We start from the raw sequence: 26189 nt of genomic DNA, 5'->3' as shown, positions 1-26189 counted from the left end.
CAAAAATTAGTCTTTTTGAACTGAACCAAAGATTTTATCGCCAGCATCGCCAAGACCTGGAACGATATAACCATTTTCATTTAAGCCATTATCGATAGAAGCAGTAAAAATCATCACATCCGGATGCGTAGCTTCTACACGCTTAATGCCTTCTGGTGCAGCAACCAGAACCATCACACGAATATCTTTACAGCCGCTGGCTTTCAGTACATCAATGGCAGCCACTAAAGAAGAACCAGTCGCCAACATTGGATCAATGATCATCGCGATACGGTTTTGTACGTCTGGAACCAGTTTTTTATAATAGGTACGTGCTTCCAGAGTTTCTTCATCACGCTCTAAACCAAGTACTGATACTTTTGCACTTGGAATCAGGTTCAAGAAACCGTCGAGCATACCAATACCGGCACGTAGAATTGGCACAACCGTGATTTTTTTACCCGCAATACGGTCAACTGTAACAGCACCATTCCAGCCATCAATATCATGTTCAACCATTGGCAGGTCTTTAGTTGCTTCATAAGTCAGAAGCATGGTCACTTCTTGAGCTAACTCACGGAAATTTTTGGTACTAATATCTGCACGACGGAGTAAACCAAGCTTATGTCGAATGAGTGGATGACGGATTTCATGGATTGCCACGGGAGAACACCTAAAAGGTTAAAGATAAATTTCCGCTATTATAAAGGCTTTTATTGATTTGTATAAATAAAAAAGCCCCCAATCATGGAGGCTTTTTTGTAATAACGTCAATCTTTGCAGATATTAGTTAAAACCACTTTGAACCAAAGTGAAAATGAACTGTTGCAATTCAGGTGACATGGCAAAGAATGCATATTTAGATACTGCAATTACTGGATCTGGGTAGACACCGATCACAAGTACCGCAAGCGCAGCAAGAAGTACCATGATACCGCCCACTTTTTGACCCCAATGATTCACCGCATCTAAACGTGGTGTTTCAGGTGGTGTCATGTAAAGCACAACCATCACACGTAGGTAGTAGTATAGACCGATACCAGAACCCAGGATGACCATCGCAGTCAGGAACCAGGCTTCGCCTGCAACCGCAGTTTTAATCACCAGGAACTTACCGATAAAGCCGGCAGTTAAAGGAATACCTGCAAGAGACAGCATCATCACTGTCAATACAGCAGTCAATACTGGACGGCGCCAGAACAGGCCACGGTATTCAGCCAGACTACCCGCCTCATCCGTATTGTTATACGGACTAGACATCAGCGTAACAACACCGAACGCACCGATCGTGGTTAATACATAAGTAATCACGTAGACGTTTACACTTTCAAAAGTCGCGAAACCTTGAACTTGTAAGAAATCCGTATTACGTGAACTTACGATGGCAACCAGCAAATAACCAAAGTGTGCAATTGAAGAGTATGCCAAGATACGTTTCAAGTTCACTTGGCGAACCGCCAGCAAGTTACCTGCAAGGATAGACAGAACCGCAATAATTGAGATGATCGTGACGAAGCTGTCTGCCAGAATTAGACCCGAAGACAACGCATAACGAACAAACAGACCAATCATGGCTACTTTCGCAACAGTCGCAAGGAAAGTCGCGATTGGCGCTGGTGCACCAGCATATACGTCTGGTGTCCATTTGTGGAATGGTGCCAGCGATAATTTAAATGCGACTGCAAATACAATTAATGCCAGACCAATCACGACAGCCGGTTGACTGAATACAGTAAACAGTTTGCCTGGTTCAGCCACGAAACTTAAAGTACCTGTATATGCATAAATATATGCCATACCCATGAGCAGCATTGCTGACGCAGTTGCTGAAAGCACCAGATATTTCACACCCGCTTCAAGCGATTGAGAACGTTGATGTGTATATGCCAACAAGCCATATACAGGAATCGACATCAACTCAAGGCTGATAAAGAATGATGCATAGTGTGAGCTAGCCACCATTAGCATGGCACCCGCAACGGATGTCAGCATCAGGATATACAGCTCTTCACGGTTATCTTTATAGGTTTCGATATACGCGTGAGATAGCGTTGCACATGCAAGTGCAGCAATCAGGATCACAAACTGATACAGCATCGTAAATGGATCTACGATGAACAGATTCATCACGTTGGCAGGTGCAAATACGCCCGCCAACAAAACGAAAATGATATAGAACGCAGCAAGGTTTAAACCAATCACCGTGGTAGTAGCCACCAGGTTATGGTTACGCTTAATTGCGGTCAGCAACATCACGACGATCGCAGTTAACGACACGATCATCACAGGTGCTAGAGGCATAATCTCAGAAAAAGACATTGTGAAGTTCATGGCTTATTGGATCTCCACATTTTCAAGTTGAGTCGTTACTTGATCAGCAACTTCAACCACTTCTTGAACTGGAATGTAGCTATTCGCTAACCACGCCATGCTTGAGTTAGAAACGTCAAGGAAGCTTTGTGGATATAGACCAAGCCAAAGTAGACCAAACGCACAGATCAACAATAATGCGATTTCACGTGCATTTAGATCTTTTAATGGATTTGTATAGTGCTGCTGTTGCGCTTCATTTGGTACACCAAACAGGGCTTTGTGAATCAGGATCAGACCGTACAGACCCGCAAATACCAAGCTGATTGCCGCAAGAATGGTAAACGCCGGGAATTTCGCATAAGCACCCATCAGGATCAGGAACTCACCAATGAAGTTACCTAGACCTGGAATACCTACAAGCGCCGCAACGAAGAACATCAGGAAGAATGCAAGATAAGGGAATTGACCACGCATACCACCCATCAAACGCATATCACGCGTATGCACACGCTCATATACCTGACCACACATAATGAACAGCGCAGCAGATGAAATACCATGTGCCAACATCATGATCATCAGACCCTGGAAGGTCAGGATGTTACCTGCGTAGATCGCAAGTAAAACGAAGCCCATGTGTGAAATAGAGGTATAAGCCAACAAGCGTTTCATATCGGTTTGCTGGAAAGCACACCAAGCACCGTAGAAAATACCGATTAAACCCAGGATGATTGCGAAGTCTGCAAACTGTGCAGACGCTGCCGGGAAGAACGGAATCACGAAACGTAATAAACCGTACGCCGCAGTCTTAATCAAGATACCTGCAAGATCGACAGAACCCGCTGTTGGTGCTTGCGCATGCGCATCTGGTAACCAGCCGTGTAATGGGAAAACTGGAAGTTTTACCGCAAAACCGATGAATAAACAGATCATGAATGCATAAGCCACCGCTGGCGCCTGAGCGTCAAGCGTATTCGCTACACCTAATAGATAGTTGTAGTCGAAACGGATTTCGCCAGTCATGGTATAGCCCACAGTCACCAGACCAAGGATACCAATCAGCATCACCAAACCGGCAACCTGCGTGTAAATGAAGAACTTGTTAGCTGCATAAACACGTGACTTGCCCTCTGCCCCTTTATGACCCCAAAGGGCAATCAGGAAGTAGATCGGCACCAGCATCATCTCCCAGAAGAAGAAGAACAGGAATAAGTCAATCGCCAGAAACACACCGATGACACCACCTAAAGACCATAAAAGGTTCAAGTGGAAGAAACCAACGTTCTTTTGAATCTCGCCCCATGAACAGCCTACTGCCAATACACCCAGGAGTGCAGTCAAGCCAACCATAAGAAGTGATAAACCATCCACTGCTAAGTGAATGTTAATGCCCAGGGTTTGAATCCAAGGCAATTTGAATTCGGCAGCCCACGAAGGTGTAGCACCGCCTAATTCATAGTTATAGGTACCAGTCTGCCAAAGGACGATGGTCAAAACCAACGTCACCAGCATACCGATCAGCGCGATATAACGCGGTAAGTGTTGGTCGAGTTTATCGACCAACCAGCATATGAAACCTGCAATGAACGGAATGAGGATCAGAGCCGGCAAAATAATATTGTTTGGAGCTTCCATTTTATTTCCCCACGACCTGAATCACGATCAAGATCATCAGTAGGACAACGACACCGAGCCCCATACTAGATGCATATTCACGCAGTGAACCGGTTTGACGTGAACTTGTAAAGCTGTGACCACCTTTAACAAGTGCAGGAAGTACCAGCCATAGGCCATCAATTGGATCACGACCAAAGATCTTCGCGAACAATAAATATGGCTTCACGAAAATGATGTCATACAGCGTATCGAAACCTAATGCATTACGGCAGATGTTGACCAGGCCAGCACCTACAGAAGTGGCTGCAAAACGTTTGACTGCATTGTAAGCAAAAGCGAACAGCACGACACCCACTGCAAGACCTGTCAAAGCAACAGCAATTGCGATGTATTCAGCACCATGTGCACCTGCTTCAAGCGCTTCAGGAATAATGAAGGCTGGAATTTGTGCAGCATCCAGAATGCTCATTACCGGTGCTTTTAATACGATCGCCAGACCTGTTGAAAGTACAGCAAGAATCGCCAGTGGCGCCCAGTAAGTTGCACCTTTGATTTCATGATAAGGCGTGTTTTCTTTGCCGAAGAATACAACCCAGATTAAACGGAATGTATAAATAGACGTTAAGAATGCACCTGCAACACCCACCCAGTACAGCGTGTTATATACTGGCAAACCAGCAATATGACTTTGCGTCCAGACTGCAGCAAGAATCGCATCTTTGGAGAAGAAACCAATGGTCAGGAATGGAATCGCTGCCAATGCACCGCCACCAATCGCGAAACATGCAAACAGGAATTTGTTCTTGTAGAACAGACCGCCCATCTTGAAGATGTTTTGTTCGTGATGGTAAGCCAGAATCACCGCACCAGACGACAAGAACAATAATGCCTTGAAGAATGCGTGAGTCAGCATATGGAACAGACCTGCCTGGTATGCTTCAGCACCTACCGCCATAAACATATAACCGAGCTGACTCATGGTTGAGTATGCCAGAATACGTTTGATGTCGGTTTGAACCAGTGCAGCAAAACCAGCCACAAGCAAGGTCACCGCACCTGTGATCGAAATAAATACCATCACTTCTGGTGCAAGTTCAAAGACTGCGAACAGACGGCAGCACAGGTAAACACCGGCTGTTACCATTGTTGCAGCATGGATCAATGCAGAAACAGGTGTCGGACCTGCCATCGCATCGGCTAACCATGTTTGTAACGGGATCTGTGCAGATTTACCTGCCGCACCCAAGAATAAGAGCAATGCTGTCCAGATGGTCAATGAAGAACTTTGCGCCATTACAGTCGCCGCATTTTCGACGATGTACTGAATGTTCAAGGTACCGAATTGCTGGAAGATCAGGAACATGGCAATCAGCAGGAATACGTCACCAATACGGGTCACAGTAAATGCCTTGATTGCCGCCAGACCGTTTGCCGGGTTCTGGTAGTAATAACCGATCAACAGGTATGAACACAGACCTACGCCTTCCCAACCCAAGAATAACAACGCCAGGTTGTCACCCAATACCAGCAATAACATGCTGGCAACGAACAGGTTGAAGTAAGAGAAGAAACGTGCAAAGTCTTCTTCACCGCGCATATACCATGATGCAAAGATGTGAATTAAGAAACCCACACCAGTGACCATGCCCAGCATCAATAAAGACAAGCCATCCAGCTGCAAGCTGATGCCCGGAGCAAAACTGCCAACACTGAACCAGGTCCAGAGATGTTGCACAACTGCAGTTGAACCATTATTCACAAAGTCCATACCTGCAATCAGTGCGAACAGTGCAGATAAACCGACTGCACCCACACCAATCATCGCTGCAACAGATTCCGGAAGCTTGTTGCGCCCCGCCGCTAACAGGACAAAACCAATGAGCGGAAATAAAATTGTTAGATATAAATAACTCATCCGCGCATCTCACTAGCAGCATCCACATCCAGGTGATGGAAGCGATGATAGAACTGAAGGACGATCGCAAGACCAATACAAGCCTCTGCCGCAGCAAGCGTCAGGATCAGGATAAACATGATCTGACCATCTGGCTGTGCCCATGCACTGCCCGCCAGGACGAACGCTAAAGCAGCAGCGTTCATCATGATTTCAAGGCTCATTAAAATAAATAGTAGGTTGCGTCGCACCATTACACCGTAAAAACCCAGTGCAAAGAGAATAGATGCAACGATCAAACCATGCTCTAAAGGGATGTTGCCCATTATTCTTTTTCCTCTTCTGCATCTGGTTCACGTTTACCTAAATGGAATGCAGCTACCAGGGCAGCAAGCAATAACATCGCGGCAACTTCAACCAACAACAAGTATTGCGTAAAGAGTGCTTGACCCACTGCTTTCGGGCCCACCATTTCTGTACCCATTACCAGTGAAGCTTGTGTGTAATCAGAGTTTAATACCCATACCAGTACCAAGCCGATCAGGAAGCTCATCAACGCCGGATAAGCCCAAGCCGATGAGGTCAACCATTTGCGTTCTTGTTCAACGGTCTGCTCACCCAGGTTCAGCATCATCACTACGAACACGAACAACACCATGATCGCGCCCGCATAAACAATCACTTCCAGCGCACCAGCGAATGGTGCACCCACGATCAGGAACATGCCTGCGACTGCAAGCAATGACACGATCAGACTTAATAAAGCATGTACCGGATTCGCGTTAGTGACCACGCGAACCGTAGAGACAATGGCCACGAGGGCCATTAAATAAAATGGCCACATCATGGTAATAGACTCCGTACATCAACAGGTGCACTTTCACGCTGTGCTTGACCTTTGTCCTTACCAGCAACTGCCATACCGGTGACACGGTAGAAGTTATAGTCAGGATATTTACCAGGACCAGAAATCAGCAGGTGTTCTTTTTCATAGACCAAGTCCTGACGAACATATTCGCCAAGCTCGAAGTCCGGGGTCATCTGAATCGCAGTGGTTGGACACGCTTCTTCACACATACCGCAGAAAATACAACGCGAGAAGTTGATACGGAAAAATTCCGGATACCAGCGACCATCTTCACGTTCTGCTTTTTGTAATGAAATACAGCCTACCGGACAGGCAACCGCACACAGGTTACATGCGACACAACGCTCTTCGCCATCAGGGTCACGCGTTAATACAATACGACCACGGAAACGTGGTGGCACGATTTCTTCGGCCGGCACTTCCGGATATAAAATGGTGTCACGTTTACGTGTTGCGTGGCTGAACACCATCCACAACGAACGAACGATTGACCCGAATCCAGCTAGAAATTTAAACATTTTGTTCTCCCTGCTGTCTTAGGCCTGATTCATCAGAATCACAGCACCAGTTACCAAAAGGTTAACCAACGCCAATGGCAAGCAAATTTTCCAACCAAAGTTCATCACCTGGTCATAACGTGGACGCATTAATGAACCACGCGCCAGTACAAACATCATTACAAAGAATGCTGTTTTGATAATGAACCAGAATGCTGCTGGAAGGAACGGAATATCAAGGTTGAATGGCGCAAGCCAGCCACCGAAGAATAACGTCACGATCAATGCAGAGATCAGTACCACGTTGACGTATTCCGCAACGAAGAACATCCCCCACTTCATACCGCCGTATTCAACATGGTAACCTTCTGCCAGTTCCTGTTCTGCTTCTGGTTGGTCAAATGGATGACGATGCGTTACCGCAACACCCGCAACCACGAAGATCAAGAAACCCAGGAACTGGGGAATTACAAACCAAACATCTTTTTGCGCTTCAACGATTTCACGCATGTTGAATGAGCCGGCAATTGCCACCACACCCATCAACGAGATACCCAAGAACACTTCATAAGAAATGGTCTGAGCCGCAGAACGTAAACCACCCAGTAAGGCATATTTGTTGTTTGATGACCAGCCACCGAATAGGACTGCATAAACTGCAATACCCGCCATTGCCATAAAGAACAACAGGCCGATGTTCATGTCTGCTACACCTAAATAAGGTGATACAGGAATAACCATGAACGACAGCACCGCAGTTGCCATCGCAACTGCTGGCGCCATACGGAAAGTCAATTTGTCAGCAAACTTAGGTGTCCAGTCTTCCTTGAACATGATTTTCAGCATGTCGGCAACAATCTGGAACATACCACCCGGACCAACACGGTTCGGACCGTAACGGTCTTGCCACAAGCCGAGTAAACGACGTTCAATAAAAGACATCAACGCAGCGATCAGTACTACAACCAGCAAGATCACAATCGCTTGAATGACTGAATAGGCAATTGGCCAGTTTTCAGCCCACAGCGGCGTTTGACGGATTAATTCTTGTTCCATGAATTACACTCCTACCGCGACTGAAACAGGCTCTGCAAGAGATACCGTCGGTGCCAGACCAATTGGGTAGCCAATATAACCTGTCGGTAAATATTCAATCACTTGAACTGGAAGAACGATTGACGTCTCACCTGCTTTCACCGTGATTGTCTGACCATCTTGAACATTCAGGCGCGCTGCATCCTGCTCACCCACTGCAAATACCGCTTCAGGAATACGTGTTTCCATCGCTGGTGTTTTGATGGTAAATTCACCTGAACCAAAAATATGGTGCATCGGTACTAGACGGAAGCTTTCAGCATTGACCAGAACAGGTGCCGGTGCAACGAATGTACGTGCCGGACGTTTTGCCAAACGGTCGAATAAACGAACGCCTGAATCACCACCTTTCAGTGAACCACCCACAGTTTCCTGGAACTTGTTCCAAGCTTGTGGCGAGTTCCAGCCTGCAGACCATGCAAATGGAACCAGTGGAGATGGAGTCTGATCTCCGACATAACCTTCCATCGAGAATGTTAATGCGGAGTCTTTATCTGTAGGCTGTTTCGGCTCATGTACAGACAATGGCGAACGCATTGAAGTACGACCTGAGTAACGACGTGGTTCACGTGCCACTTTCAAGCCATGAACACGGAAGCCCGCATCAGGTGCAACATCCAGAATGCCTTCAAGCGCAGGAACGTTTTTCGCCACTGACTCGATCACATCATCCAGTAAAGTCCAAGAAATCGCTTTGCCTTTTACGCCTGTTTCCAGAGCGTGTAACCAGCGCCAAGATTCCTTGATCGCCAATTCAGGATTGTAGTAGCTTGGGTCATACACTTGGTAGAAACGTTGTGCACGGCCTTCTTGAGAAACGACAGTACCATCACCTTCAGCAAACGATGCAGCAGAAAGTACGATGTCGGCTTTTTTCACTGTTGCAGTTTCAGAGTGATCCAGTACGATCACATCTTTACCTGCAAGTGCAGCATCGACCTGTGCAGCAGGAAGACGACGGTAAAGGTCGTTTTCAACCACAATCACAGTATCGTAATCTTGTGCAAATGCTTGCTCTAGGCTTTGACCACCAAAGATTGCCATACCCATCGAGTTCACTTCAGGAACCGTCAAAGTCAGACCTGCATTACCCAGATTCTGTGCAACTTGTGCAGCAGCTTCCATAATGGCAGGATCTTGCAAGCTTGTACCCGAGATAATCAGTGGTTTCTTCGCAGCTTTTAAAGTGTCCGCAATGGTTTGTGCAAATGCTTTGGCATCGTCATCTAAACCAAGAATCGTTTCACCAGCAACTGCTGCAGCAACCGCAAAACCTAAACGCGCGATGTCGTTTGGAGAAGCAACCACTTCGCCTTCAGCAACATCAGACAAACGGGTTTGTGTCGCAGCCAGGATGTAAATCGGAGATTTTGCATCTTGGGCAATACGTTGTACCGGCTCAGCTAACCATTCTTGCGTACGGCGCTCTGCCGCCATCTCTTTGCCTTTATTTTTCGCAGCCTGGCGAACAGATAAAGCCATACGTGGCGCAGTTTGTGTGAGGTCTTCACCCAAAATTAACACAGCATCGTAGCTTTCAATTTCACGCATGTTCGGGTTGTAAACACCCTCGGTTTGCATGATAGAAGCTGCCAACTCAACCAGATTCTGTTCTTTTTGAGATAGACCTGTTGAGAAGTTCTCTTGACCCACCAACTCACGAAGTGCGAAGTTTGATTCAAGTGATGCACGCGGTGAACCAATACCCAATACTTTTTTGCCCTGGATATTTGCAATGACCGTGTCTAGTGCTGCATCCACTGAAACAGTTTCAACAGTTGCACCTTGACGGAATTGTGGTTGACGCGGACGGTCCTCACGGTTCACATAACCTGTACCGAAACGGCCTTTGTCGCATAGGAAGTACTGGTTGACTTCACCGTTATAACGGTTTTCTACGCGGCGAAGTTCGCCATAACGCTCACCCGGAGAGATGTTACAACCTGAAGAACAGCCTTGGCATACGCTTGGCGCATAGTGCATGTCCCATTTACGGTTGTAGCGAGCCGAATGAGTTTTGTCGGTGAATACACCTGTTGGACATACTTCAGTCAGGTTGCCCGAGAATTCAGACTCTAAAGTACCTGATTCAGGACGACCGAAGTACACACGTGATGCATTGGCATACACGCCGAAGTCCGTACCACCTGCGTAGTCTTTGTAATAACGCACACAACGGTAACACGCGATACAACGGTTCATTTCGTGAGAAATGAATGAGCCAAGCTCCTGGTTGTAATGGGTACGCTTCGTGAAACGGTAGCGACGACGGTCATGCTGCGTCATTACAGTCATATCTTGTAAATGACAGTGACCCCCTTCTTCACAGACTGGACAGTCGTGCGGATGGTTGGTCATCAAGAATTCAACAATCGAAGCACGGAAATCTTTGGCTTCTTTGTCTTCAATCGAGATGTAGGTATTGTCAGATGCTGGCGTCATACATGACATGACTAAACGGCCACGCGTATCTTCTGGATTCGCGTACTGAGTCACGGCACATTGACGGCAAGAACCGACAGAACCTAAGGATGGATGCCAACAAAAATATGGGATATCAATGCCAAGACTCAAACATGCTTGTAGCAAGTTTTCCGAGCCGTTGACTTCATACGATTTGCCATCGACATGAATTGTAGCCATAGTCGAATTCCTTAAGCTTGTTCTACGTTGCTGGTTTGAGCGGCGGCATTCACAACCTTCGCTTCAAATTCGCCACGGAAATATTTGAGTGCGCCCATAAGCGGCTCCATTGCACCCGGTGCGTGGGCACAGAAAGTTTTACCAATCCAAAGCTTACGAGTCAGTTCTTGTAAGTGATCGATATCTTCTTTCTTACCTGTGCCATCTTCCAGTGCTTTCAGCGCTTTCACAGCCCAAGGTAAGCCATCACGGCAAGGCGTACAGAAACCACATGATTCGCGTGCAAAGAATTCTTCTAGGTTACGTGTCGCTGAAACCATACATTGGGCTTCATCTACCACCATCAATAAGCAAGTTCCTAAACGCGAACCTGCTTTCATGATGCTTTCCGCATCCATAGGAAGATCAATATGCTCGGCAGCCAAGAAGTCAGTTGATGCACCACCCGGTAACCATGCTTTCAGCTTTAAGCCGTCACGCATACCACCCGCATGGTCTTCAATCACTTCACGTGCTGTTGTACCAAATGGAAGCTCCCATAGACCCGGGAATTTCACCTTACCTGATGCACCATAAATCTTGGTGCCTGGATCTTTCGACTTACCCGCAGACAAGTTGATATACCATTCAGGACCACGCAGCATGATGGCTGGTAAGTTGTTGTAAGTCTCTACGTTGTTAACAATCGTAGGACGACCCCAAGCACCTGCAACTTGCGGGAATGGCGGTTTGGTACGCGGGTTGGCACGGCGACCTTCTAGCGAGTTAATCAATGCAGTTTCTTCACCGCAGATATAACGACCCGCACCGGTATGCACGTGTAACTCGAAGTTCCAGCCTGTACCGAGGATGTTATCCCCTAAGTAACCTTTGGCACGAACTTGCTCAAGTGCTTCATTTAAGTACTGAGCAGCTTCAATGTACTCGCCACGGATAAAGATATAACCGTGTGTTGCTTCAAGCGTATAACCCGCAATCAGCATCCCTTCGATCAATTGATGCGGAAGATCTTCCATCAACAAACGGTCTTTAAAGGTACCTGGTTCCATCTCATCGGCATTACAAATCAGGTAACGTGGACCCGAGTTGTCATTTGGCGCCATAAGTGACCATTTAATGCCTGCCGGGAAGCCTGCACCACCACGACCTTTAACAGTCGCTGCCTTAACCACTTCCAATACATCTTTAGGCGACATAGACAGGGCTTTTTTAAAGCCTGCATAACCTTCCAGCGCTTCGTAATCATCAGCATTACGAACGTTGGCCTGCTTGCTTAAACGCCATGTTAATGGATGCGTTTCCGGGTTACCGTCGCCATAAATTGGTTTTGGTTCAGTATTCATACATACTTCTCCAACAGCTGTTTCACCGAAGTCACTTCAACCAGACCGTGCGTGTCTTCATCAATCATTAAGGTTGGACCTTTGTCACAGTTGCCCAGACAGCAAATTGGCAGCAAAGTGAAACGACCATCTGCAGTCGTTTGACCAAACTGAATGCCTAATTCGCGCTGGAATGCTTCTGCCAAAGTTTCCGCACCCATCAAGAAACACGCAATCGAATCACATAATAAAATTACGTGACGACCGACCGGCTGACGGTAAATACGGTTATAGAACGTTGCCACACCTTCAAGGTCTGCAACGCTCATGCTCAGCATTTGTGCGATGGCATTCATTTGCGCATCATCTACCCAGCCATTACGGCGTTGTACACACTTCAGCGCATCTAGACACGCTGCACGTGGGTATGGGTAGTGCCCCATGTGATGTTCGATATCGTGAATTTCGTCCGCAGTCAAAATTCCTTCAACATTCACACGTGGCTTTTTATCAGTCAAAATCATCATAATGCGTTTACCCCTTAGCGATCCACGTCAGCCATTACGACGTCAATGGTCGCTAAATAAATGATTAAGTCAGACATTAGGCTGCCGTTAATCACAGAAGGCATTTGCTGTAAATGCGTGAAGGTTGGTGTACGGATACGGGTACGGTAACTCATGGTTGACTTGTCTGAAGTCAAGTAGTAGTTCGACGCGCCTTTCACCACTTCCGCCATCACAGATGCTTCACCCGCCGGCATTACAGGACCCCAAGATACGCTCAGGAAGTGCGTAATCAAGGTTTCAATATCTTGTAATGTCTTGTCTTTTGGTGGTGGAACAGCCAGTGGATGGTCTGCTTTGTACGCACCAGACGGCATATTATCTAAACATTGTTTGATAATTTTCAGTGATTCTTCGATTTCACGGTAGTGAACGATGACACGTGCATAGGCATCGCCTTCGTACTCAACCGGTACTTCGAAGTCGTAATTTTCATAACCGCTATATGGACGGTATTTACGTACGTCAAAGTCGATACCTGTAGCGCGTAGACCTGTACCTGTTACACCCCAAGCCAATGCAGATTTTGCATCGTATTGCGCAACATTACGGGTACGACCCACAAATACCGAGTTTTTCAGCGCTGCAGTATGGTATTCCTTCAAACGTTTCGGCATCCAATCCAGGATTTCACGGATCAGGTGCTGCCAGTTGTTTGGAAGGTCATGTGCGGTACCACCAATACGGAACCATGCTGGATGCATACGGTAACCGGTGATCGCTTCAATCGCGTCATAGATTTTTTGACGGTCAGCAAACATGTAGAAGACTGGCGTCATACCGCCGGCATCCTGAATCGCAGTACCAATGAACAGCAAGTGGTTATTGATACGGAACAGTTCAGACATCATCACGCGGATACATTGCGCACGGTCAGGTACAGTAATACCGGCCATTTGCTCTACGCCAAGCACGTAAGGCATGTTTTGCGCACAACCACCTAAGTAGTCAACACGGTCTGTATATGGAATGAATGAATGCCAGGTTTGACGTTCAGCCATCTTTTCCACACCACGGTGGTGATAACCGATATCAGGCACACAGTCTTTCACTTCTTCACCGTCCAACTGCAAAATCACACGGAAGGCACCGTGCGCAGATGGATGGTTCGGACCCAAGTTCAGGAACATGAAGTCTTCATCGGCATTGCCGCGCTTCATACCCCAATCTTCAGGGACGAAACGAAGATGTTCCTGTTCGTAGTCCTGTTTGGCTTTATCTTGCAAATACGGCGTATATTCAGTCGCACGTGCAGAATATTCTTTACGTAGCGGATGACCTTCCCAATAGGTTGGCAACAAGATACGACGGAGCATTGGATGCCCTTCGAAATTGATCCCGAACATATCGTAAGCTTCACGTTCGTACCAGTTGGCATTTGGCCAGATATTGGTTGCCGTTGGAAGATTCAAATCGCTTTCAGCTAAGGCAACTTTAATACGAATGTCAGTATTACGCTCGAGCGACAACAAGTGATAGAACACGGTGAAGTCAGACGCAGGTAAACCGTCGCGGTGCGTACGCAGACGCTCATCTACCGCTGACAGGTCGAACAACATCACGTAAGGACGTGACACTGTACGCAAGAACATTAAAACTTCTTGTACACGTGCGCGCTCAACCCAGACTGTCGGGAAATCCTCGAAAGTCGTTTGCACAAAGAAGTTCTCACCAAATTTGGTTTTGAGTTCTTCAATGATGGCAAATGCTGGGCGTGAATCAACAGGCGTTGATTCTGGCATAGCAATGTCAGTTTCAGCCATTGGCTTGGCTTCCTATTTAATACAAATTCAGTCAACCTAAACGACAACTACACCCATAGCGGGTGCACAACAAAACAACCTGTCGTTTAAATTATTTAATTTCATCCATAGAGCGTAAGTTCTTCACAGCAACACGCTGGTCTTTCTTACGGTCACGTTCCGGCATCATCTTTGGCTTATACACTGGCTTAAGATCATCACCGATCACCGCAGAAAGCGGACGACGCTCTAGTTGAATCTGGTCTTGCAACAGCATCAATGCCTGAATCAAAGCTTCAGGACGTGGTGGGCAACCTGGAATATACACATCGACCGGGATAATTTTATCCACACCTTGTACGACTGAATAAATATCGTACATACCACCTGAGTTAGCACATGCACCCATTGAAATGACCCATTTCGGTTCAAGCATCTGTTCGTACAAACGCTGAATTACTGGCGCCATTTTTACGAAGCAAGTACCCGCCACAATCATTAAGTCCGCCTGACGCGGTGAAGCACGGATAACCTCGGCACCAAAACGTGACAAGTCATGCACGCCGGTCAAGGTCGTTGCATATTCCACGTAGCAGCAAGATGTACCAAAGTTAAATGGCCAAACTGAGTTTTTACGACCCCAGTTGACTGCTGTATGTACCACATCCTCTAAGCGAGTCATGAATACATTTTTATTCACTTCTTCTTCTAGCAACGGATCTTCTACAACAATACGTTCCTGAAGTGGATATTGATCAGCATTCGGATTCGCACGGGTTAATGTATATTTCATCCCGTCTTACTCCTTATCAGATAATTGAGTTTGTGACTTTTTCACAAAACCAGATGATTGAGCCGGGATTTGACCCGTTGGATCCATCACCAATTCTTCAACCGAGTTGAAGCGCGTAATTTCTGCAAGATCCATATTTGGCGAACCAATCTTAGCTTTAATTCCTGCTGCCTTACGTCTGTCTGAAGGTGCCCAATTGAGTGCGCCTGTCGATAATTCGTAAATCAAACCAACAAGTAAAACTATGATAAAGATAGCTGCAGTTGCAAAACCAATCCAACCTACTTCACGAACAGAAACCGCCCATGCATATAGATAAAGTGCTTCTAAATCAAACACCACGAAGAAAATTGCAACTAAATAGAACTTTGCAGACAAGCGGATACGAGCTCCACCTGCGCTAACTACACCTGACTCAAACTGCTCCTGCTTGGCACGGCCCCATGATTTACCCCCGAGGAGTAATGGGACAGTCAGCATAAAGACGCATAAAAATGTAACGCCGATCACGAAGGCAATAATTGCCCATTCGTATGGAGTAATAGCACTCATGCGGGGATAACTCCTGGCAGGCCTATTTGTTAACAAAGAATGTATGTATTGGCCTTCAAATACACCAAACACAAAATTAATCCCGCCAATTGTACCTGATTTTGGATTTCACTTGCTAGTTTATAAACCTTAGTCTTTGGGATGATTTTTTAGACATTTCAGCATTTAATTTGACTTTAATCATTCAGAATTCGTTTTAATCGTTTTCCCAAATTAAATTTTAATTATCTATTAATTTTTCTATAAATAGCGCTAGCAGAAAATAGGCTGATCGATGAGCTGCTTTTCTCGCCCACCCATTTAGATATAGTCCTTTTCACTATTGAATCCAAGTTAAATCGGATAAAAACTTATTTTAACAACTATTTTTCCTTTCAAACCATTTGATTTAACTTGAGATTTAATGTGATTTTTTACATTTAACTGCTGATTTGACCCCTATAGCCACTTGCTAATCTTAGATTGGCAATTGTGTCTTTTTGCAACATGCTCAACGGACTGATTCAGAATATGTTATTTCTATTTCTAAACCACATCATGACATTAATAAAGTAACAATAAGGAGTCCTTGCATGTCTCTACGCTTTTCGCATAAGCCGAATTATTTTTTATTTGCTCAATTACTGGTTCGCCATATAGAAAATTACATCCAGAAAAATCCTAATATAAGCCAGGCCGCTTTTGACTTACGTGACATCCATGCACTTTTTCAAGAGGACCACGCTTCTTCCAGCATCAATCTGGATGGCATTATGAATATCGCTGACGAATATAAAGTCGAAACGTTATCTGGTGACCAGAAACTGATTCAACGCTATAACGTCGATGCGAAAAATACCAAACTGTTGATCGACTTTAATCCTGAAGCGCTACAAAGCTTAAAAGAGGGCAAATCACTCATTGAACCTGATGCGACCATTCAGGAATAAAATCTCTTCCAATAAAAAACGATGCTGATGCATCGTTTTTTTATGACCAAAATCATTTACACAATATCAAGCTAAATGATCACTCGCTTCCTCTGGCTTTTTTTCCAGCATTTTGCGCTTACTCTTCTTGACATAACGTTGTGCCGGCCAGGTCATGGTAAAACGCGCACCACCCAGCGTCGGACTTTGATCCACCTGAATCGTGCCACCAAACCAGTACGCAATCCGGCTGACAATCGACAAACCTAAACCATAACCACCCGACGCACGGGTACGGCTATCATCCAGTCGGGCAAAGGCATCAAAAATGCGGGCACGATCTATTTCTGGAATCCCCGGCCCGTCATCTTCAACGCAAACATAGGCCTGACCATCCTGATCCAGACCGCCGCTAATCAAGATTTTATTATCGCAATAACGTACAGCATTGCCGACCAGATTCTGAATTACACGATGCAGATAACGACGCTCCGCCTCTACTGTGACCGCAACAGGCATTGGATGTAATTCGATGATTTTCTGGGTTTTCAGCGCTTCAGTTTCTTGTGCCACCTGATTCAGTACGTCATACAGATCGATTTGCTCAAACTCAATCGACGGCATGCCCTGTTCCAGTTTGGCATAGGTCATGATCTCATCAATCAAGGTATTCAGCGCTTCAATATCTTTATCAATCTGCTCCACCTGTTGCAGACGATAATCGTAGTCATCTTCATCTGCCATCATTTCCACACCAAAGCGGATTCGCGCCACCGGTGTACGCAACTCATGCGACACCGCACGCATCAACTCACGCTGTGCTTCGATCAAACGCTGGATATGATCTGACATATTGTTATAGCTAGACGCCAGTGTAGACATCTCATCACTACCTTCCACAGGAAGACGTAATGACATGTTACCCGATTTCATTTTGTTTAAGGCGTAGCTGACTTCACGCAACTTACGCTGCATCGGAACCAGAAGACCATAAACACCCAGACTCAACACAAAAAGGCTTAATAAGGTAATACCGGTCGCCAACTGGAATGGCATCCAGTTAAACAAGGATACCGGCCCCATGACCAATACTTGCGAAGTCGAACCAGGAATCGGTGAAATAATTGAAATCGTGGTACCACGAATAGAGGCATTGTCGCGGTATAAAATGATGCTATGGTCCAGACGCAGACGTCCGATTTGCTCGGAGTCCAAAGGTAGATTCTGGACGTTTTCGATGGAAACCGGATAAGAAAAATAATCCTGAATACGAGCCAGGTATTCTTTTTCCTGACCTGGATAGTAGACCAGATAATCCAGGATAAAGACTGGTAAGGCCTTCATCTGGCGCTCAGTAATACTGTCGGCCTTAATATAAAGGTAATGACCCGGGTCATCGCGCAGCCCAACTACAATATAGGCAATACCCGATTCGGCGTCCCAACGCACCACCGCTTTTCGTTCGGCAATACGGCGCCCTTCAGCACGGGTAATGTCGACCTTGCTGGCTTCTACATAGTGAATGGGCAATTCCAGCAAATCGGAGGCATCAGAAACCCAATCCATTTTTTGCTGGAGATTTGGCTGGCGTGCAACCCCCTCACTGATGATATATGCCATACCATCAGTCAGGGATTCGCGATATTCTTGCGCACGCTGATAGTTGATAATCTGTACCAACAAATAGCCGAACACCGCCACCAAGACGACAAGAATGACGAGTCCTGCGTATATACGCAAAAATATACTGTGTTTAAACACCTATAATTTATCCTGCTTGTTCAAGCAACAAACCACATTTGCTTAAAGACCATTGGTCTCTTTAACAAAAAGATAACCCTTACTACGTACTGTTTTAATACGCTTCGGATTTTCTGGATCGTCACCGATTTTTGGACGGATACGAGAAATACGCACATCGATTGAACGGTCTTGACCATCATATTCGATACCACGTAAACGCTCGAAAATATCTTCGCGCGAGAGAATACGGCCAGCATTCGATGCAAGTAACCATAACAGGTCATATTCTGCACTGGTAAAATCAACCAGATCGCCATTTAAGGTCACTGAACGGCCGCCATTGTCGATGACCAGATCATCAAATTCGATGCGCTGTGCCACTTCATCTTCAGGCACCTTGTCAGTACGACGCAACAATGCACGGATACGCGCCAGCAATACACGCGGCTGAACTGGTTTAGCGACATAGTCATCTGCACCCATTTCCAGACCCAAAACCTGATCCATGTCTTCAGTACGCGCAGTCAACATCAAAATCGGTTGATGGTAATGTGGACGCACTTCACGACAGATGGTCAAACCATCAGCACCTGGCAACATGACATCTAGAACCACCATGTCTGGTTGCTCAGCAATAATACGACGAATAGCACGGTTGCCATCCGGCTCTACCCCAACCTCAAGACCATTACGGATGAGGTATTCTTGTGTTAAACGAGCAAGACGCTCATCATCTTCAACAATTAAAATCTTGGGTAACTTTTCTTCTTGGCTCATGTATTGCCCCTTATTTGGTGGATCTACGCTATAGGCGTATCCTTTTGAAATCCAATAGATACGTTTTTAATATGCTTGCAATATACACACGTTTACATTGTAAACAAGATAGCGTTCACCAAACTGATACATCAAGATAGCATTTTGTAATATTTTATCGTGCATTTTTTGGACAATTATGCTTGAAACAGTGGCTTAGATCTGATTTGCGATTTACACAACTATTACATGGACAAAATATGACTGCTTGATTTAGCACTTTTTAGTTATCCACAGTGTTATCTATAAGCACTTTCTTTTGACTTTGTTATGCTATGCCTTGCCTGATAAGGCTTATACAAAAATCAATAAAAATAGCGATATTTTTACAAGGATTAAAGCACAACTTAAGAAAAATATTTAGCTAAATGTCAATATTGATCTACCCTAAATTTTCCCGTATCTTGTGTTCAATTAATTTTAAAACCACTAGGTCTTGTGTTTATTCCTCAAACACTGTGGCATGAATTTTGCCCAGTTCAAACGGTCTATAAACATAAAAATAGATGACAACGGAGCTATGCTAACATGAGCGTAATCACTTCAACTCCTGGTCAACTTCAGGTGATTAAACGCACCGGTGATGTTGCCGCTTTTGATGCAGAAAAAATTTCTGTCGCAATTGGTAAAGCGTTTTTGGCGGTTGAAGGCCAACAAAGCGCTGACTCGAGCCGGATCCATGATCGTATCGAGCAACTGACGGAAATGGTATTAAATACCTTTAAACGTCGTTTACCTTCTGGCGGAACGATTCATATTGAAGAAATTCAAGACCAAGTTGAACTTGCGCTAATGCGTACGGGCGAACAGAAAGTTGCACGCTCTTATGTCATTTACCGTGAACAACGTTCTGAAGCCCGTAAACAGTTAGGTGCTCATCATCACCCGACCCTGCAAATTACCGATGCTGAAGGCAAACTCAAGCCACTAGATTTAAGTGCTTTAACTGCGCATGTTACTAAAGCAGCAGAAGGCCTTGAAGGGATTGATGTACAAGCCATTGTCGATGAGACTGTGAAAAACTTGTACAACGGCGTAAAAGAGTCTGACATCTCGACCACGATGATGATGGCGACCCGTACCCGTATCGAGCAAGAGCCTAACTATACGTATGTGACTGCACGTTTATTGCGTGATGACCTGGTTGCGACTGGTTTGAAATTCCTGGGTCTACCTGTAGATACAGTTGAAGGCGATGCGCTGGAAACTTACCTGAAAAAAGGGATTGAGCTTGAGCTGCTTTCTCCAGAATTGTTGAACTTTGACCTGGCGAAACTGGCTGCTGCGATTCAACCGGAACGTTCTAACCAGTTTACTTACCTGGGTCTGCAAACCTTATTTGACCGTTACTTCATCCATTCAGATGGTGTACGTTTCGAACTTCCGCAATTGTTCTTTATGCGTGTTTCTATGGGCTTGTCGCTCAATGAAGAAAACCGTGAAGACCGTGCAATCGAATTCTATAACTTATTGTCTAGCTTCGACTACATGGCTTCGACGCCTACCCTGTTTAACTCAGGTACGTTACGTCCACAATTGTCTAGCTGCTACTTGACTACGATTGATGATGACCTGTATGACATTTATGGCGCAATGCGTGATAACGCAATGCTGTCTAAATGGGCAGGCGGTTTAGGTAATGACTGGACGCCAGTTCGTGCCTTGAACTCATACATCAAAGGTACAAATGGTAAGTCGCAAGGTGTTGTTCCGTTCCTGAAAGTGGCGAACGATACAGCTGTTGCGGTGAACCAGGGCGGCAAGCGTAAAGGTGCAGTTTGTGCATACTTAGAAACTTGGCACCTCGACATCGAAGAATTCCTTGAACTGCGTAAGAACACTGGTGATGACCGTCGTCGTACCCATGACATGAACACTGCGAACTGGGTTCCTGACCTGTTCATGCAACGTGTATTCGAAGATGCAGAATGGACTTTATTCACGCCTTCTGAAACGCCTGATCTGCATGATTTGACCGGTGCAGAATTCGCTGAGCGTTATGCGCACTACGAAGCGATTGCCAAAGAAACAAACATGTTGCACAAGAAAATCCGTGCAAAAGATTTGTGGCGCAAAATGCTGTCTATGCTGTTTGAAACTGGTCACCCGTGGATCACATTCAAAGACGTATGTAACCTGCGTTCACCACAGCAACACGTAGGCGTGGTTCACTCTTCTAACCTGTGTACAGAAATCACGCTGAACACCAGCAAAGAAGAAATCGCAGTATGTAACTTGGGTTCAATCAACCTGGTACAACACGTTCAAGGTGGTGTTCTTGATCGCGAAAAACTGGCGCGTACAGTTAAAACAGCCGTTCGTATGCTCGACAACGTGATCGACATCAACTACTACGCTGTTCCGCAAGCGCGCAACTCGAACCTGAAACACCGTCCAGTGGGTATGGGTATCATGGGCTTCCAGGATGCACTATACGAAATGAACCTGGCGTATGGTTCTGATGCTGCGGTTGAATTTGCTGATGAATCGATGGAAGTGATTTCGTACTACGCGATTTCAACATCTAGCGATTTGGCTGTTGAACGTGGTACATACGAAACATTCAAAGGTTCATTGTGGGATCAAGGTATCCTGCCAATCGACTCGCTTGATCTGGTTGCGAAAACTCGTCCAGAACGCATGTTCGAAGTCGACCGCACTCAACGTCTGGACTGGGACACGTTACGTGCCAAAGTTCAAAAAGACGGTATGCGTAACTCGAACGTGATGGCGATTGCACCAACAGCAACGATTTCAAACATCTGTGGCGTGTCTCAGTCAATCGAGCCAACCTTCCAGAACTTGTATGTGAAATCAAACCTGTCTGGCGAATTTACCGTGATTAACCCGTACCTGGTACGTGCGTTGAAAGAACGTGGTCTTTGGGATGCAGTAATGGTCAACGACCTGAAACACTTCGAAGGTTCTGTTCAGAAGATTTCCCGTATTCCTGAAGAGCTTAAAGCCATTTTCGCGACTGCATTTGAAGTTGATACACGCTGGATCGTGGATGCTGCATCACGTCGTCAAAAATGGATCGATCAGGCTCAGTCTCTTAACCTTTACATCGCTGGTGCAAACGGTAAGAAACTGGACATCACTTACAAGATGGCTTGGTTACGTGGTCTTAAGACGACTTATTACCTTCGTGCATTGGGTGCGACTTCTGCCGAGAAATCAACCATTAACACTGGCGCATTGAATGCAGTTAAACCTGCAACTGTTGCGGCAGTAGCTCCGGTGGTTGAAGCGCAAAAACCTGAAGCTCCTGCAGAGGAAGAAGGTTTTGCTCAAGCGGCGCCAGTGCCAATGGCATGTTCAATTGACAATCCTGATTGTGAAGCTTGTCAGTAATCTGACAGGTTTTAAATCCTCCCCGACCCTCCTTTAATAAAGGAGGGAGAAAGTCCCCCTTTTTAAAGGGGGATTTAGGGGGATTCCAAACTGAATGAAATTAAAAAAGGAGGTGCGGACATAAGAGTTTTATAAATTTTAAGCAATAAAAAATGGCCTATCACAAGTGACAGACCATTGATTTGAAAACCCAAGCTTTCAGAGGTTTAGCAACACTCTAGAAAGTAACAAAGGTAATCTGTGTTAAATTTTAGCGGACTTAACGCTGACTACTTTAGCAAAATTTAGAGTGTGAGTCACTCCTCTGAAAGCTCCATTTTGTAATTAGGAGCTGACCGATGAGTAATTGTACTTATCCTCAAGGCGTTAGTGTTCGCGCTTATGTTAGATACCGATTTAATCGGTGGGAAAATGTTTGTGCACACTGTCGCAGTTACCCAAATCAATTAAGTTTTTGGTAACACAATGAGAGGTTGAAAAGCCTCTCAATTTAAATAAAAGGAAACCTCAATGCCTCATATGACTCATAACTACATGTTAGGACTTGCGGCATTGCTGATTTCCTTTGGTATTACCTTTTATTTACCCATTGCTTACTTCTGGTTCAAAGTTCGCCAGCAGCGTAAGCAAAATAAGTAGTGGGGATCATTGCTCTTGTATAAAACTAGAGCATTCATCGACAAAACTTAATTTTGCTTACACAAATTAAGCGTATAGTAAGACATCTCAGCCAAGCTGAATGTCTCATAAAAGATATAAAGCAACGTAGAGAGAATTGATATGTCTATCCTAAGTTGGGACGATTTCGAAGATGATTCGCAAAAACCGGCTGCACCTGAACAGCAGCCTGCGCCCGTCGAGCCGCAAAAAGCGACTAATTCACAGATGGTATCTGATGCAGGCAACGCATCGCCGGATGTGGCAGCTGCACAACCCCTTAGAGCCACTCAAAACCGAGGATCAAATCCGACCGATTCGCTGGCAAGAGCATCTGCTTCCCTAGAGCAGCTTGATGTTGCTCCAGGCCTTGAAGAGCTTGAAATGGGTGCACAGCGTGTACAGGTTGACGACAAGGCGATGATCAACTGTCGTGCAGACTTGAACCAGCTTGTTCCATTCAAATACGAATGGGCTTGGCAGAAGTATCTGGACGGATGTGCAAACCACTGGATGCCGCAAGAAGTCAACATGAACCACGACATTGCGCTGTGGAAGTCTGAAAATGGCTTGACTGAAGATGAACGTACCATTGTGATGCGTTCACTTGGTTTCTTCTCGACTGCCGATTCACTGGTTGCAAACAATCTGGTACTGGCGATTTACCGTCACATTACCAACCCTGAATGCCGTCAGTACATCTTGCGTCAGGCATTTGAAGAAGCGATTCACACACACGCTTACCAGTACTGTATCGAGTCGTTAGGTATGGATGAAGGCGAAGTCTTCAACATGTACCGCGAAGTTCCGTCAGTGGCACGTAAAGCGGCGTGGGGCCTGAAATATACTCAGTCTTTAAGTGATCCTACTTTCAAAACTGGTACACCTGAAAATGACCAGATCCTGCTTCGCAACCTGATCGCGTTCTACTGTGTACTTGAAGGTATCTTCTTCTACTGCGGTTTCAGCCAGATCCTGTCGATGGGCCGTCGTAACAAGATGAATGGTGTTGCCGAGCAATTCCAGTACATCCTGCGTGATGAGTCTATGCACCTGAACTTCGGTATCGACATGATCAATCAGATCAAGATCGAAAACCCAGGTTTATGGACCACTGAATTCCAGGAAGAAATCATCCAGATGATTCTTGAAGGTACGATGCTTGAAATCGAATACGCACGTGACACCATGCCACGCGGTGTACTTGGCATGAACGCTGGCATGATGGAAGAATACCTGAAGTTTATTGCGAACCGTCGTCTGGCGCAGTTGGGTTTGCCTGAACAGTTTGCTGGTGTGAACAACCCGTTCCAGTGGATGTCAGAGATGATGGACTTGCGTAAAGAGAAGAATTTCTTCGAGACGCGCGTAACAGATTACCAAACTGGCGGTGCGTTAAGCTGGTAAGGCTTTTTTAGATTTATTTCTAAAAAGGGAGGGTTAATCCCTCCCTTTTTTATTGCGACTCAAATTAAAAAAATATTTCTATATAAATCAAATACTAGAGATGAATTATGACAACAATGTATACACTAGAAGAAGACTTTCTCTTTTTACCACGAGATGTTGAAATCGCCCAAACTTCTCTTATCAATACCCTCTACAATCATATTCATAAACAAAATTTAAGATTTCTAACCACTTATATTGATGAAACAGACACTCTAGATATTCAGACAACTCATCGTCTAAAATTTCAAATCACGTGCGTCAAAAATAATATTAATAGTTTCAAAATCACAAAATTTGATAGAACAAAAGAAGTTGAAACACTCACTTTCAGTAAAGTAACAATCACCAATATTATAAATTTCTTAGAATTAATATCTTCTCTAGATATTAAAGATATTGACCAAAGAAAAATTTCTTTAAATCAGATATCTAAAACCGATACAAAGAACTCTATATCTCAACTAATTCAATCAACACTGGAGAACAAAGATCAAGCTGAGCTATTAACAAGTTTTCTAAATAATGGACTAATAACTTGTCAAGACATAGTAAATACAGGGTACAGAAAACAACAGTTAGATGTTTTTGAGAAACTACTTTATGAACCTGATGCTATCACTGAATATCAAATAACCAATCAACTAACAAGTTTTTCTGAAGAGAAAACTTGGCAACATTTTTTTGAGAAAAATGAATGGATTTTTGGATATGGCTTAGATTACAGATTCAACAAAATCTTACAACGTGAAGCACATTTAAACCCATCAAATCTCGACGGCTCAAATTCCGTTATTGTTGATTACGTAATGGCTGATAATAGATTCACTACTTTTGTCGAAATAAAACGACCAAATACCCCCCTATTTAAATCACAAAAACTGCGAGGTAATTGTTGGCGCATTTCCAATGACTTATATGAAGCCCATAGTCAGATTCTCGCACAAAAAATTTGCGCCCAAACTAAATTTGAAACAAATAATGCAGGTTTTTGCAGTAAAGGGAAAAGAATTCAACAAGGTGCTTATGATCCTAAAGCTATTCTTATAATTGGTTGTTGGAGCGAAATTGAGTCAGATAGTGAATATATACAGAACTTAAAAATTCGAACATTTGAGTTATTTCGTCGTGACTTAAGAAATATAGAAATTATTACCTTTGATGAACTTTATGATCGAGCGAAGTTTATTGTTGAACATCATCAATAGTTAGGGCTTTATCTAGAATAAGTTTTCAATAAAATAAAAAATATATTAGGGTGTGTTGACACTTTTAGCTTAAAAAAATAGCGAAGTAGTAAAATCAAATCGCCAAACCCAATTTTACTATTCGCTATGCCTCGTACCATGCTGACAGATCAACACTGGCAAAAGTTGAAAGT

The 26189-nt window shown here is 44.8% G+C and carries 21 protein-coding genes; 5 read left to right on the top strand and 16 right to left on the bottom strand.

The window, feature by feature from the left end; all coding sequences use genetic code 11:
- Nucleotides 1-6: 6 nt before the first annotated feature.
- The 14 genes from upp to ndhC form a co-directional block, all read right to left on the bottom strand.
- Nucleotides 7-642, bottom strand: a complete 636-nt coding sequence (gene upp, locus FTV42_RS13210; RefSeq protein WP_180039030.1) for a uracil phosphoribosyltransferase — start codon at nt 640-642, stop codon at nt 7-9.
- A 123-nt stretch (nt 643-765) separates the two neighbouring features.
- Complete coding sequence (gene nuoN / locus FTV42_RS13205) at nt 766-2310, bottom strand: NADH-quinone oxidoreductase subunit NuoN (RefSeq protein ID WP_180039029.1); 1545 nt, start codon at nt 2308-2310, stop codon at nt 766-768.
- Nucleotides 2311-2313: 3 nt separating this feature from the next.
- Entirely contained in the window at nt 2314-3927 is a 1614-nt protein-coding gene (nuoM, locus tag FTV42_RS13200) for an NADH-quinone oxidoreductase subunit M (RefSeq protein ID WP_004280767.1), read from the bottom strand.
- Between the two features lies 1 nt (nt 3928).
- Complete coding sequence (gene nuoL, locus FTV42_RS13195) at nt 3929-5824, bottom strand: NADH-quinone oxidoreductase subunit L (protein WP_180039028.1); 1896 nt, start codon at nt 5822-5824, stop codon at nt 3929-3931.
- Nucleotides 5821-6129 carry an NADH-quinone oxidoreductase subunit NuoK gene (nuoK, locus tag FTV42_RS13190; protein WP_004280769.1) on the bottom strand — a complete coding sequence of 103 codons (309 nt, stop codon included), beginning with the start codon at nt 6127-6129 and terminating at the stop codon, nt 5821-5823. Before nuoK ends, nuoL begins: the two co-directional genes overlap by 4 nt.
- On the bottom strand, nt 6129-6647 hold the full coding sequence (nuoJ, locus tag FTV42_RS13185) for an NADH-quinone oxidoreductase subunit J (protein WP_171054322.1): 519 nt from the start codon (nt 6645-6647) through the stop codon (nt 6129-6131). Before nuoJ ends, nuoK begins: the two co-directional genes overlap by 1 nt.
- Nucleotides 6647-7189, bottom strand: coding sequence for an NADH-quinone oxidoreductase subunit NuoI (nuoI, locus tag FTV42_RS13180; RefSeq protein WP_004280771.1), 543 nt, complete (start codon nt 7187-7189; stop codon nt 6647-6649). The genes nuoJ and nuoI overlap by 1 nt, the downstream gene beginning before the upstream one ends.
- Before the next feature lie 18 nt (nt 7190-7207).
- Nucleotides 7208-8224 carry an NADH-quinone oxidoreductase subunit NuoH gene (gene nuoH, locus FTV42_RS13175; RefSeq protein ID WP_004280772.1) on the bottom strand — a complete coding sequence of 339 codons (1017 nt, stop codon included), beginning with the start codon at nt 8222-8224 and terminating at the stop codon, nt 7208-7210.
- A gap of 3 nt (nt 8225-8227) precedes the next feature.
- Nucleotides 8228-10906, bottom strand: a complete 2679-nt coding sequence (gene nuoG / locus FTV42_RS13170; protein WP_180039027.1) for an NADH-quinone oxidoreductase subunit NuoG — start codon at nt 10904-10906, stop codon at nt 8228-8230.
- An 11-nt stretch (nt 10907-10917) separates the two neighbouring features.
- Nucleotides 10918-12249 (bottom strand): NADH-quinone oxidoreductase subunit NuoF, encoded by a 1332-nt coding sequence (nuoF, locus tag FTV42_RS13165; RefSeq protein ID WP_180039026.1) that lies wholly within the window; start codon nt 12247-12249, stop codon nt 10918-10920.
- Nucleotides 12246-12755: an NADH-quinone oxidoreductase subunit NuoE gene (nuoE, locus tag FTV42_RS13160; protein WP_004280775.1), complete on the bottom strand. Its 510-nt coding sequence runs from the start codon at nt 12753-12755 to the stop codon at nt 12246-12248. Before nuoE ends, nuoF begins: the two co-directional genes overlap by 4 nt.
- A 14-nt stretch (nt 12756-12769) precedes the next feature.
- Entirely contained in the window at nt 12770-14557 is a 1788-nt protein-coding gene (gene nuoC, locus FTV42_RS13155; protein WP_004732074.1) for an NADH-quinone oxidoreductase subunit C/D, read from the bottom strand.
- Between the two features lie 91 nt (nt 14558-14648).
- A complete protein-coding gene (locus FTV42_RS13150; protein ID WP_004280778.1) occupies nt 14649-15329 on the bottom strand; it encodes an NADH-quinone oxidoreductase subunit B family protein in 681 nt (226 codons plus the stop codon).
- A gap of 6 nt (nt 15330-15335) precedes the next feature.
- The gene (gene ndhC, locus FTV42_RS13145) at nt 15336-15881 is read right to left on the bottom strand and encodes an NADH-quinone oxidoreductase subunit A (RefSeq protein WP_044111083.1); all 546 of its coding nucleotides are present in this window, start codon (nt 15879-15881) and stop codon (nt 15336-15338) included.
- 572 nt (nt 15882-16453) lie between these two features.
- Here ndhC and FTV42_RS13140 point away from each other — a divergent pair.
- On the top strand, nt 16454-16810 hold the full coding sequence (locus FTV42_RS13140; RefSeq protein WP_180039025.1) for a hypothetical protein: 357 nt from the start codon (nt 16454-16456) through the stop codon (nt 16808-16810).
- Nucleotides 16811-16876: 66 nt separating this feature from the next.
- Here the strand turns inward: FTV42_RS13140 and bfmS are convergent, their stop codons facing one another.
- Nucleotides 16877-18550 carry a sensor histidine kinase BfmS gene (gene bfmS / locus FTV42_RS13135; RefSeq protein ID WP_180039024.1) on the bottom strand — a complete coding sequence of 558 codons (1674 nt, stop codon included), beginning with the start codon at nt 18548-18550 and terminating at the stop codon, nt 16877-16879.
- A 42-nt stretch (nt 18551-18592) separates the two neighbouring features.
- Complete coding sequence (gene bfmR / locus FTV42_RS13130; RefSeq protein WP_004280782.1) at nt 18593-19309, bottom strand: response regulator transcription factor BfmR; 717 nt, start codon at nt 19307-19309, stop codon at nt 18593-18595.
- A 567-nt stretch (nt 19310-19876) separates the two neighbouring features.
- On the opposite strand from bfmR, the gene FTV42_RS13125 reads away from it, so the two are divergent.
- The 4 genes from FTV42_RS13125 (at nt 19877) to FTV42_RS13115 (ending at nt 26016) form a co-directional block, all read left to right on the top strand.
- Nucleotides 19877-22702: a ribonucleoside-diphosphate reductase subunit alpha gene (locus FTV42_RS13125; protein ID WP_180039023.1), complete on the top strand. Its 2826-nt coding sequence runs from the start codon at nt 19877-19879 to the stop codon at nt 22700-22702.
- Nucleotides 22703-23212: 510 nt separating this feature from the next.
- Nucleotides 23213-23341 (top strand): hypothetical protein, encoded by a 129-nt coding sequence (locus tag FTV42_RS17630; RefSeq protein ID WP_004645881.1) that lies wholly within the window; start codon nt 23213-23215, stop codon nt 23339-23341.
- Nucleotides 23342-23482: 141 nt separating this feature from the next.
- On the top strand, nt 23483-24766 hold the full coding sequence (locus FTV42_RS13120; RefSeq protein ID WP_004645882.1) for a ribonucleotide-diphosphate reductase subunit beta: 1284 nt from the start codon (nt 23483-23485) through the stop codon (nt 24764-24766).
- Nucleotides 24767-24873: 107 nt separating this feature from the next.
- A complete protein-coding gene (locus FTV42_RS13115; protein ID WP_180039022.1) occupies nt 24874-26016 on the top strand; it encodes a Shedu immune nuclease family protein in 1143 nt (380 codons plus the stop codon).
- The last annotated feature ends 173 nt before the right edge of the window (nt 26017-26189 follow it).

Origin of the sequence: Acinetobacter sp. YH16052 (assembly GCF_013417155.1) — a bacterium.
Classification (GTDB): Bacteria; Pseudomonadota; Gammaproteobacteria; order Pseudomonadales; family Moraxellaceae; genus Acinetobacter.
Note: the sequence above shows the minus strand (reverse complement) of the source record. Positions and strands in the feature narration are given on the sequence as shown.